At 60.0% G+C, this 9,480-nt stretch carries 14 protein-coding genes; 3 read left to right on the top strand and 11 right to left on the bottom strand.

What is annotated here, in order from left to right:
- Positions 1-5: 5 nt before the first annotated feature.
- The 3 genes from merC to merT are packed head-to-tail and all read right to left on the bottom strand — an operon-like array spanning position 6 to position 1,098.
- Entirely contained in the window at positions 6-431 is a 426-nt protein-coding gene (merC, locus tag M3149_RS17390) for an organomercurial transporter MerC (protein WP_000522996.1), read from the bottom strand.
- Between the two features lie 27 nt (positions 432-458).
- Complete coding sequence (gene merP / locus M3149_RS17385) at positions 459-734, bottom strand: mercury resistance system periplasmic binding protein MerP (protein ID WP_004178136.1); 276 nt, start codon at positions 732-734, stop codon at positions 459-461.
- A gap of 13 nt (positions 735-747) precedes the next feature.
- A complete protein-coding gene (gene merT / locus M3149_RS17380; protein WP_005798838.1) occupies positions 748-1,098 on the bottom strand; it encodes a mercuric ion transporter MerT in 351 nt (116 codons plus the stop codon).
- Positions 1,099-1,169: 71 nt separating this feature from the next.
- On the opposite strand from merT, the gene merR reads away from it, so the two are divergent.
- Entirely contained in the window at positions 1,170-1,604 is a 435-nt protein-coding gene (gene merR, locus M3149_RS17375; RefSeq protein ID WP_005798840.1) for an Hg(II)-responsive transcriptional regulator, read from the top strand.
- Positions 1,605-1,781: 177 nt separating this feature from the next.
- On the opposite strand, the gene M3149_RS17370 is transcribed toward merR, so the two are convergent.
- Complete coding sequence (locus tag M3149_RS17370; RefSeq protein WP_034303872.1) at positions 1,782-2,090, bottom strand: putative quinol monooxygenase; 309 nt, start codon at positions 2,088-2,090, stop codon at positions 1,782-1,784.
- A gap of 101 nt (positions 2,091-2,191) precedes the next feature.
- Between M3149_RS17370 and M3149_RS17365 the strand changes: the two genes are divergently transcribed.
- Positions 2,192-3,154 (top strand): GlxA family transcriptional regulator, encoded by a 963-nt coding sequence (locus tag M3149_RS17365; RefSeq protein ID WP_034303871.1) that lies wholly within the window; start codon positions 2,192-2,194, stop codon positions 3,152-3,154.
- Positions 3,155-3,251: 97 nt separating this feature from the next.
- The gene (locus M3149_RS17360; RefSeq protein ID WP_251710806.1) at positions 3,252-4,319 is read left to right on the top strand and encodes a DNA-binding protein; all 1,068 of its coding nucleotides are present in this window, start codon (positions 3,252-3,254) and stop codon (positions 4,317-4,319) included.
- On the opposite strand, the gene M3149_RS17355 is transcribed toward M3149_RS17360, so the two are convergent.
- From M3149_RS17355 to M3149_RS17325, 7 genes are all read right to left on the bottom strand, one after another.
- Positions 4,316-4,552, bottom strand: a complete 237-nt coding sequence (locus tag M3149_RS17355) for a transposase (RefSeq protein WP_251710805.1) — start codon at positions 4,550-4,552, stop codon at positions 4,316-4,318. The genes M3149_RS17360 and M3149_RS17355 overlap by 4 nt on opposite strands.
- Before the next feature lie 294 nt (positions 4,553-4,846).
- Positions 4,847-5,278: an antitoxin Xre/MbcA/ParS toxin-binding domain-containing protein gene (locus tag M3149_RS17350; RefSeq protein WP_251710804.1), complete on the bottom strand. Its 432-nt coding sequence runs from the start codon at positions 5,276-5,278 to the stop codon at positions 4,847-4,849.
- A 116-nt stretch (positions 5,279-5,394) separates the two neighbouring features.
- Complete coding sequence (locus tag M3149_RS17345) at positions 5,395-6,066, bottom strand: helix-turn-helix transcriptional regulator (RefSeq protein WP_251710803.1); 672 nt, start codon at positions 6,064-6,066, stop codon at positions 5,395-5,397.
- A gap of 439 nt (positions 6,067-6,505) precedes the next feature.
- The gene (locus tag M3149_RS17340) at positions 6,506-7,252 is read right to left on the bottom strand and encodes a TIGR02391 family protein (protein WP_251710802.1); all 747 of its coding nucleotides are present in this window, start codon (positions 7,250-7,252) and stop codon (positions 6,506-6,508) included.
- Between the two features lie 72 nt (positions 7,253-7,324).
- On the bottom strand, positions 7,325-7,573 hold the full coding sequence (locus M3149_RS17335) for a hypothetical protein (RefSeq protein WP_251710801.1): 249 nt from the start codon (positions 7,571-7,573) through the stop codon (positions 7,325-7,327).
- A gap of 16 nt (positions 7,574-7,589) precedes the next feature.
- Positions 7,590-8,798, bottom strand: a complete 1,209-nt coding sequence (locus tag M3149_RS17330; RefSeq protein ID WP_251710800.1) for an XRE family transcriptional regulator — start codon at positions 8,796-8,798, stop codon at positions 7,590-7,592.
- Positions 8,795-9,451 carry an alpha/beta hydrolase gene (locus M3149_RS17325; RefSeq protein ID WP_251710799.1) on the bottom strand — a complete coding sequence of 219 codons (657 nt, stop codon included), beginning with the start codon at positions 9,449-9,451 and terminating at the stop codon, positions 8,795-8,797. Before M3149_RS17325 ends, M3149_RS17330 begins: the two co-directional genes overlap by 4 nt.
- Positions 9,452-9,480: the final 29 nt, after the last annotated feature.

Here is a 9,480-nt window from a genome sequence, read left to right as displayed (position 1 = left end):
TGCCGTCAGCCACGTTGTTCTGGCAATTCACAGCTGTCCGGCCCGCAGCGGCGATGTGCTGGCGAGATGAAATCCCAGACCGACACCCCAACCATCAAGGCCAGGCCGACATAGAGCAGTCCACCGCTCTGCCAGCCGTAAGCCCGCATTAAAAACACCGCTGCCAGCACCAAGATCGGGCCTATCGTGCCGAGCGCCGTGCGTCGCCACTGTCGATGATTGAGCCAAGCGATAGCATTGGCGAGTAACGCGATGCCGGCGAACATCGGCAGCAGGATGCCAATGAATAGCCCCTCGTACTGGCTCAAGAAGCCCAGTCCGATGGCCGCGCCAAAGCTGGCGATGGCAGGAAAACAGGCGGCGCAGCCCATCGCGGAAACGACGCTGCCGAGCGCGCCGGTTTTGCCAGCGATGCGCGTGATGAGTCCCATGTGTCGCTCCCGAGTTCGGTTAACGGATCAGCGTTTGAGGCTGGACGGATAGCCCGCGTCCTCGGTCGCCTTGGTCAACTTCTGGACGTTGGTCTTGGCATCGTCGAAGGTGACGACGGCCTGGCGCTTGTCGAAACTTACGTCGGTCTTGCTCACGCCCTCAACCTTGGAAAGCGCGTGCTTGACAGTGATCGGGCAAGAGGCGCAGGTCATGCCAGGCACGGACAGCGTGACGGTCTGAGTGGCGGCGAACACGGGGGCAACGAAAGCGGCGAGAGCGAGGGAGGCAAACAGCTTTTTCATGATGAACTCCTGATTAGTAGAAAAATGGCATGACGTAGGGAAAACCAAGCGCGACCAAGACCAACACGGCGACGAACCAGAAAATGAGCTTGTAGGTGGTGCGCACTTGCGGAATCGCGCACACCTCGCCCGGCTTGCAGGCTGCGGTCGGTCGGACGATGCGCCGCCAGGCAAAGAACAGTGCAACCAGCGCCGCGCCGATGAAGATCGGCCGATACGGCTCCAATACCGTCAGGTTGCCGATCCAAGCGCCGCTGAACCCCAAGGTGACCAGAACCAGCGGCCCCAGGCAGCAGGCCGAGGCGAGGATGGCAGCCAGCCCGCCGGCGAAGAGCGCCCCGCGCCCGTTTTGTGGTTCAGACATGCGCGTGTCCTTTCGAATTTAAATTGGATAGCGTAACCTTACTTCCGTAGTCATGTACGGAGTCAAGCAATATGGAAAACAATTTGGAAAATCTGACCATCGGCGTTTTCGCCAAGGCGGCCGGGGTCAACGTAGAGACCATCCGGTTCTATCAGCGCAAGGGCTTGTTGCCGGAGCCGGACAAGCCTTACGGCAGCATCCGCCGCTATGGCGAGGCGGATGTAACGCGGGTGCGGTTCGTGAAATCAGCCCAGCGGCTGGGCTTCAGTCTGGATGAAATAGCCGAACTGCTGCGGCTGGAGGATGGCACCCATTGCGAGGAAGCCAGTAGTCTGGCCGAGCACAAGCTCAAGGACGTGCGCGAAAAAATGACTGACTTGGCGCGTATGGAGTCGGTGCTTTCCGAACTTGTGTGTGCCTGCCACCTGCGGCAGGGGAATGTTTCTTGCCCGCTGATTGCTTCACTGCAAGGGAAGAAAGAACCGCGCAGTACCGACGCGGTGTAGCCAAGGGAACTACGCCTAAGCGTGCTTTATTTTCCGTTTTCTGAGGTGACGTCAACCGTCAGAAAAAACCGTGCGGCCGACTTTTGATAATTCGTGCTATCGCCTTCTGAAAATGACAATAGGTCAACTGGACAACGTGAACAGGCCAACGGCTTGGCGCACGATTTCCTTGTGCTTTCAGCTCGCTGCTGGCAACTTAACGGCCAGCACGTCGATTTTTTCGATGACGGGCGCATGAGCCAGCAGTTCAGACGCTTGTGCCATCAGTGCAGCGGCGATCGGCCCGGCCAGATGCGCGTCACGGCCCGCCTCGTCGGCGAAGGCGTCGAAGATGCCAAACGTCGACGGCGTGATCTTGAGCGCGAACCAGAGCGTGGTACCGGCCTCCCGCATGGCCAGCGGCAGTGCGCTCTTGAGAAATGCTTCGACGGCGGCTTCCTTGCCAGGTTTTGCGACCAGTGTGGCGCGAATAGCAAGCTTGACCATGATGTGTGTTCCTTGAGAGTTGTTGATGGAGGAACAAATCTTAGGCTCGGGCGGTAGCGGAGGATAGTGGCGGAATCGCCATTAATGATATATTATCCGCCATGCTCATCTATGTATTTGCCCTCAATGGGGTATTCGATATTGGCCTTGCGTCGCTGCTGGACGTCATCGGTACCGCCAACGAGTTGGGGCAGCGCGAGCAGTCTTCGTTGCAGCTAGACATGCGCCTAGTGGGAGTGCGCCAAGAGGTGCACACGGCGCAGGGGTTGAGCGTTCCCGTCACGCGGGTGACGGCCTTGCCCAGGCCCGATGTCGTGCTGCTCCCCGCACTGGGCAGCAAAATGCCGCAGCCTTTGTTAGCGGCGTTGACGCGTCCCGACGTCATCGAGGCTGGCACCTGGCTGCGGCAATGGGCCGCAGCAGGCGTGCATATTGGAGCCGCCTGCACCAGCACCTTCGTGCTGGCCGAAACCGGGCTGCTCGACGGACAAAGCGCGACCACATCCTGGTGGCTATCAGCGCTGTTTCATCAGCGCTATCCGCTGGTGGCGCTCGACGAATCACGGATGCTGGTTAATTCGCCCGGTTTCACCACGGCAGGCGCGGCGCTGGCCCATCTCGATCTGGGGCTGGGCGTGGTGCGTGGCCAGAGCCCAACGTTGGCCGCGCTATGCGCGCGCTACCTGCTAATCGAGCCGCGCGCGTCGCAAGCAGTGTTCATGATTGCCGATCAGGTAGCGCATGCCGACCCGATCGTCGAGCGCTTCGAACAGTGGGCCAGAGAGCGACTGGCCCTGGGCTTTTCGATGAGCGATGCCGCCCGCTCCGTGGGCAGCAGCGAACGGACGCTGGGACGGCGCCTGCAGGCCGTGCTGGGCAAGTCGCCGTTGACGTATTTCCAAGACTTGCGCGTGGAGCGCGCGGTGCACTTATTGCAGACGACCGAGGAAAGTATCGAGCGCATCGCCGGCTTGGTCGGCTATTCCGACGGCACGACCTTGCGCACCTTGTTGCGTCGCAAACTAGGTCGCGGCGTGCGTGCGCTGCGCGAGCGACATGGCTAAATAGCGCAGCTAAGCACAAAGCACGTCACGGCCCAGCGCAAATCCGGCTTAACGTGCTTTATTTTCCGTTTTCTGAGACGACCCCTACAAGTCTGAAGTGCTGCGTGCCCGCGATAAATTGCTGGCCGCAGGGCGCAATCCGTCCATCGATGCGGTGCGCGAAGAGCTGGGCAGCGGCTCCAAAACCACGATCCATCGCTACCTGAAGGAGATCGAGGAAGAGGAAGGGCCAGCCACCGGCAGCCGCGTAGCCGTCAGCGAGGCAATCCAGGACCTGGTGGGTCGCCTAGCCGCCCGCGTCAATGAAGAAGCGGAAGAGCGGGTCACCACGGCGCAGGCCAAGCACGCCGAGCAGCTGAGCCAACAGCAGCAAGCCGTCGCGGCCCTGAAATCCGAGGCGCTGGCCACGCGCCAGCAGCTGGAGCAAACCCAGCGGGCCCTGGCCGACGAAAAAAACGCTCACGGCAAAACCAGCGAAGCTCTGAGCCGCAAGACCCTGGAAAACACTCAGCTCGTCCAGCAGGTGGCCGACCTGCAGGAGCGCCTCGCGGCCGAAGAGCGCCATCGCCAATCCCTGGAAGAAAAGCACAAGCACGCGCGCCAGGCGCTGGAGCATTTCCGGGAATCCACAAAGGAGCAGCGCGACCAGGACCAGCGCAAGCACGAACAGCAGGTGCAGTACCTGCAGGCCGAGTTGCGCACCGTGAACGAGACCTTGGCCACCAAGCAGCAGGAAGCCGTCCATACCCTTCAGGAAAACGCACGCCTCCTGGGCGATTTGTCGCGCGCCCAGGGCGATCTGCACCAGGCTCAGGAAGAGGTGCGAGGCCTGCGGCCGCTCAAGGATGAACTGGGGTTTGCGCAAAGGCGCTCCGAGGAATTGGGCCGGCGCCTGGTTGAGCAGGACGCGGCCGTCCAGCAGCTCAGCACTTCCAAAGAGCAGTTGCAGGCCAAGGTCGACGAGCTGCTTTCCGCCAAACAACAGCTGGAACTGGCGCTGGCGACGGCCAGGTCATCCGTCACGGCCCAGGAGCAGGTCGTGGCCAGCATGCTTGAGCGCTTCAGTACGCCGGCGACTGGCCCTAATTTGGTTGCGAACCCGGTTGAAGAGGCCGGTCGTCCAGGGAAGAGAGAGTCGAAAAAGTCAACGGGGACAGGCACTTAAGCCTGTTTCTGCTGGGTTTTACATGAATCCCTGCCGACCCTCAATGCGGGAGCCTGGAGTGCAGGCAGCGGGCTGTCATCCTGGCGGCGCCACTTGTGCACGACGTTGGCGTTGATGCCGTGCGACAAGGCGATGCTGGCCACCGAAGCGCCTGGCTCGGCGCACTCGGCGAGGATCTGCTGCTTGAGCTCAGCACCGTACCGCCGGCGGGTCTTCTTCTTGGCTTCATTCATGGTGTCCACCTATTCGCTTGGTGGACACCATCGTTGCCGCTTAGGCCAATCCCTTCAAGGGTGGGATGGCCGCTCGCTTACAACGCTTCCACCTCCGCAGCGCTCATGTCGCGCGGGTGCCGCATCCTTTCACGGCCATGCCAGCAAATGAAAAGCGGGCCCTGAGGAGCATGCAACCGATACATTCATACGCTGTACAGCGTATTGAGCATTCTGGGTGTATGAACGGGCGGGGCAGGGTGAGCATCCCACTTCAACCTGTCTTGTCCCAGCAGGGGCACGCTAAATCTGCAGTTATATGTAGACGCCGTGCTCCATGCACACCAGTTGACTCCGGACGAGTTGAGTGCCTTGCCGTGTTGCAAGGAGTTCGATCGGCCGTTGCCCGCGGAAAGCCACTGCTGGCTGCGCCAACCAATGCTCGGCTTCTTCCATCGAACCCAGCACGTTAACTGCAGTGCGGAGGATGCCTCCCATATCGAGCGCAGCACCTGACACGGCCGGCGTCATCGTCGACGCCTTCCGCTTCAGAAGAGTTTTTTCGCTCAGGCCCAGCACAGCGAGCAGATCGCGCTTGGGAATGGACTTGAATGCGGAGAGGAACTCAGCCACCTCGGCCGTAGGTATCCCTGCGAGCACAACTTGGTGGAGTTCCAATTGGCTCAGTTCTCCTTCCTCCAGGTAACGCGCAAGGTGCGTGGATGCACTTAGGGGTACTTTTTCCATGGCTGCTCAAAATTGCGGTGTCTGGGGGAATCGCGACTTGAATCCTCGCGAATATGGCCCCCACGGTCAACTGGCTGCCGATGATGATGACCTCATCTGATCCGTCTCTTCCCCGTTCATGGCGCCACCTCAGCCGGTGCCTCGTGCAAGACCACACCTTTCTTGAGTGCTGCGATCTGGTCAAGCACCTGCTTACGTGTGTCCGCTGGCAGGATCGTCACCAAGGGAGAGCTTTGCCGCAACGCCTGCGCACGCTGGCCGCTCGCCAGAGCTCTCCTCCACTGACGATTGAGAAGGATTTGCTCCCACTCCAGCCAAAGACTCGTGGAGCGTGATGATCCTTTTTCGAGCCAACGCTTCAGCGTCGCCTGAGCTTTCCCCACCATTGCAGGATCGGCCTTCAACAGGTCCACAGCTGCCAGGTGGAGGGCCAGGCTCTGCAGGTCTTGAACCGCATGCAGAGATTGATCCGCCGTCGCTGTGACGTGAATGGTTGGCTTGCCGCGGCTCGATCGCGCGGCGCCTTTCGGTGCAGGCTGCATCTTGTCGCCTGCCAGCATAGCGAGTTCGCCTGCCACTCCCAGCACCGACATGACCCGCACAAAAGAGCCCACGGAAGGAGAGGGATCACCGTTTTCGATCGCCCTGAGCGTGTTGCGCGAGATGCCCACCAATTTGCTCATCTCGGTGGTGCTCAGTTCCCGTGCCTTGCGCATCTCCTTCAGGCGGTTGCCAAGCCGCAGCAAGAGATGGCGCTCGAGAACAGGAGAGGGAGTCAAGATAGCCATTTGGTCATTATTGTGACCATAGTGGTTGGGTTGGTCAAAAAAATTCGCACTCTAGCTCGTGTGCCCTTGGGAAGAGTTTTCGGCTGGTGGGGATTCGATGCTTCGACTAACACCGAATACTTGACTGCAGTCGGCCGTGACTTTGTGGTCGAGTAGGCAAAACAACCTTCCTCGCGCACGCGAGGACCTTTGTGGCAGGCGCTAACAACTTTACTGGTCTTTATCGTTACAAGTTTAGTTGTCCAGACGGCCGTCGCTCATCTACACCTAGCACTGGTCATTTTGATTCGGACAGGCCCTAGCGGGGGTGAAAACTCGTTGGCGTCTGCTGGCGACAGGGTTAACTGACGTCCGGACGCGCTACGCCTAGCACCGGTCAATTCGGTTCGGGCAGACCCAAGCGGGGGTGAAAGCTGGTTGGAAGTTGCCGGCGACAGGGTTAACTGACGTTGGGAACTGCCGGGAGTTTGAAAGTGGCGGGCTCCGGGCCTGTCCGGGGACCGTCGGATCGGAAGTTGAGGCTGGTCTGCCAGTTGGCAAAGCCTGTCTGCTCACTCTTTTCCGAATCGGTGGTGAGCGGTCCCAAGGCGAGAACGGGTTGCTGGCCTGCGAATGCCTTGTTCACCAAGTCCGCGCCGTCGCCGTTCAGGCCCGATAGCAGGCGAACCCGCTCTGCAACACCTTTCGTCGCCTCGAACACGGCATGGAAGTAGTTTTCGTCAAGCAACTCGGCGCGGCAGTAGTTCAGCACCTCCGCATGGACGACGCGGCTTTCCAGCGCGGCCTTGAGTCGTCCCGCGCGGGCGCGGGCAGCATCAAGCGTCGTGGCCTTATCGGCGTGCCCGACCTTACCGTCTTCGCGCACGTAGAAACCGGAGAAGGCAAGGACGACATTGAGTTCGCCGCGCCGCCAGGCGAACGTCGCAGGATCGCGAGCGTAGTTCACCGGATTCATCGCACGATTGACGAACATAACAAGATGGTTGCCGATCTGGTGGTGATTCTGCGCGCCGGCCAGCGCATTGAACAACCGCTTCCACTTGGTCATGCCAGGCGACGTGTCGGCAATCTCGATTTCTTGCAGCAGGCGTTCGATCTGTGTGCCGCTAAGGCCGCGCTCGGTATCTGCGAGCACGCGGCACGCGGCTTCAAGGTGCTGCGAGCTGAACGGTGGAATGCGTGTCATGAATACCGATTCAGTTGCAGCCAATGACCAATAGTTCAGTCAAAGATCGAGCCTCAACCTCGACAGGCAGCATCAGCGCTGTTTGTTGGCTTGTGAAAGGACTGAGGCCGCAAGTTCTTTCGTGCCTTTGGCGTATCGGTCGCTGGCCAAAACGCGTGCTGCCTTGTCTTCCATCTGGGCACCGGTCTGTTTGTCGCCGCTACGCTGAGACAGTGCCGAGGCGGCCAGACTCTTGGCCACTTGCGACGAACTGCTGCTTTGCAGCGTTTCCGACGCCAGCCGACCAACGCGTGATGACGTCTGCTTTGTGTTCTTGGACATCGCTACTCCTTTCACATCAGGATTTGGAGACGGGCCGGAATGGCACCACCTTATTGCCTCGGGCTGGTTGGTCATCAACCTGCTTCTGGGTTGCTTTCAGTCGCGCAAACTCCACGACATTGGTTTTGCCCTGGAAGTAGCCTTCGGGCAATCCGGCGAGTGCTTCCACGTCGCCCGCAGCCAGTCCGATGTGCCTCGGGATGGCTTCCAAAGGCATGACCTTCTCTTCGGCCAACAGATCGATGGTGCGACGAAGCAGACGTGGCTGCTCTGGTCGACGATCCTCATCTCCAGGTTCCGATTTCGCGCCCCACCTAGCAGAGCGCCGTTTGAAAAGCACCAGAGCGCCATCTTCATCCAGCAACTCAAGAGCCTTCAACCGCATGATGATCGCTGCCGCCGACACGCCCCAGCGGCGCTTCAGCAGCAACAAGTCATCCAGAGTCGGTGGCACACGAACTTCGCTGACGAACGTTTCGGCGGGCAGCAAAAAAGCGCCTGCGAAGCGGTGCGCCTGCTGCTCCATCAGTTTGTGGCGTGCGCTGTCAGTCGTGCGCTGAATGTGACGATGCAGGACAAGATGCCCGATTTCGTGGGCAAGGTCGAAGCGACTGCGATAACCATTGTCCTTGTCGGCGGACAGGAGGATCAACGGTCGGCCCAATACCTCGCTCCAAGCCGACAGCCCTTCAATCTGGGCAACGCCGGTTTCTTCCCGAACGAGGATGACCCCAGCACCTTCCACGGCCAGTGCCGAGTCTTGAATCGCCGAGCGGCCCAGACGCCACAGATCTCGGCATTCGCAGGCAGCCTTCTCGATGTCCTCGTTAGTGATCTGCTCCGGCTCCTTGTAATCCCGAGAGGGCAAATTGACATCGGGGTAGTCAACGTACTCCATCAGGGCAGCCGCCACGTCTTGGGCCCACTCAAGGCGGGCCTCCAGCATGGCTCGTGCAGCGACGTGCGCTGACGCGTTGCTGCGAAAAAGCGGCAACGACAACTTCGCCCCGGGTGCACGGGTAAACCATTCCGGCGTGACGTTGACCACGCCAGCAAGGCGGTCAAGCGCGTCACGCTCGGGCGCTTGCGCTCCCGCGCGCCACTTGCTGATGGTTGCCGGAGAGACATCGACCATCGAGGCCAGCTGGACTTGAGTCAGCCGACGGGCCGCAAGAACTTGGCTAAGTCGATCTTTCTGAAATCCTTGTACTCCACCCCTGCTCATGATCCTGTTCCGTCTTTGTCTTGTTGTTTGCCAATGTTCTTCTTCAGCGTCGGCACAGCCAAATCGTCCTGGCCTGCTGTCGACTGCTGGTCGTAGCGCTTGATGAATGCATCAATGGGTTCCCGGAAAAGCCAGCCTTGCATGTGGCGATCTGGGACCGCGATTTCGATGGAGACGGGTGTGTCCGGCTGGCTGTGCAGCGATCCTGCAAAGCAGGCCACGACGAACACAACCGCTTGGGATGGCTCCACGTAGCCTGAAAAGAGTCCGGGTTGAACCAGTGGCTCGATGGCTGCGTTCGCCAGGGACATCTGTTTTCGGGTTTCGCTACGCCGTCCGCTGTTCCAGACCCCATACTTGGTGTTGAACCGTGCCAAGGTGAAGATCCCAGACCGACCTGTGACGATCTGATTGCCGCGTATCGGTGAAGGAGATGCGTCTGCAACGGCGAGTGCGCGATGAAAGGACTCGTTCATATGAAAGTGGCGCAACTGCCCCACCACGCTGGGCAAGTGCCCGTCATCCATCCCTCGGGCTGCAGCAAAGGCACGTTGAGCGCCGACCAGCTTGGCTTCTTCGAGGCCCATGACAAGCTCACGCGGGATATTCCTCACGAGCAGTTCATAGATCGTTTCATGGTTCGTCAATGCCATTCGCAACTCCTAGTCAGATTTCGTCAAGC

Source organism: Hydrogenophaga intermedia, from assembly GCF_023715105.1.
Lineage (GTDB): Bacteria > Pseudomonadota > Gammaproteobacteria > Burkholderiales > Burkholderiaceae_C > Hydrogenophaga > Hydrogenophaga intermedia_A.
The sequence above is the reverse complement of the archived record's forward strand: the minus strand, read 5'-3'. Positions and strand labels throughout refer to the sequence as shown.

Bases quoted from the DNA above. Each gene is read 5' to 3' on its own strand.
- merR (WP_005798840.1), top strand. From the start codon at position 1,170: ATGGAAAACAATTTGGAAAATCTGACCATCGGCGTTTTCGCCAAGGCG.
- M3149_RS17335 (WP_251710801.1), bottom strand. From the start codon at position 7,573: ATGTCCAAGAACACAAAGCAGACGTCATCACGCGTTGGTCGGCTGGCG.
- M3149_RS17345 (WP_251710803.1), bottom strand. From the start codon at position 6,066: ATGGCTATCTTGACTCCCTCTCCTGTTCTCGAGCGCCATCTCTTGCTG.
- M3149_RS17365 (WP_034303871.1), top strand. From the start codon at position 2,192: ATGCTCATCTATGTATTTGCCCTCAATGGGGTATTCGATATTGGCCTT.
- M3149_RS17350 (WP_251710804.1), bottom strand. From the start codon at position 5,278: ATGGAAAAAGTACCCCTAAGTGCATCCACGCACCTTGCGCGTTACCTG.
- merP (WP_004178136.1), bottom strand. From the start codon at position 734: ATGAAAAAGCTGTTTGCCTCCCTCGCTCTCGCCGCTTTCGTTGCCCCC.
- merT (WP_005798838.1), bottom strand. From the start codon at position 1,098: ATGTCTGAACCACAAAACGGGCGCGGGGCGCTCTTCGCCGGCGGGCTG.
- M3149_RS17325 (WP_251710799.1), bottom strand. From the start codon at position 9,451: ATGGCATTGACGAACCATGAAACGATCTATGAACTGCTCGTGAGGAAT.
- M3149_RS17340 (WP_251710802.1), bottom strand. From the start codon at position 7,252: ATGACACGCATTCCACCGTTCAGCTCGCAGCACCTTGAAGCCGCGTGC.
- M3149_RS17355 (WP_251710805.1), bottom strand. From the start codon at position 4,552: ATGAATGAAGCCAAGAAGAAGACCCGCCGGCGGTACGGTGCTGAGCTC.
- M3149_RS17370 (WP_034303872.1), bottom strand. From the start codon at position 2,090: ATGGTCAAGCTTGCTATTCGCGCCACACTGGTCGCAAAACCTGGCAAG.
- M3149_RS17330 (WP_251710800.1), bottom strand. From the start codon at position 8,798: ATGAGCAGGGGTGGAGTACAAGGATTTCAGAAAGATCGACTTAGCCAA.
- merC (WP_000522996.1), bottom strand. From the start codon at position 431: ATGGGACTCATCACGCGCATCGCTGGCAAAACCGGCGCGCTCGGCAGC.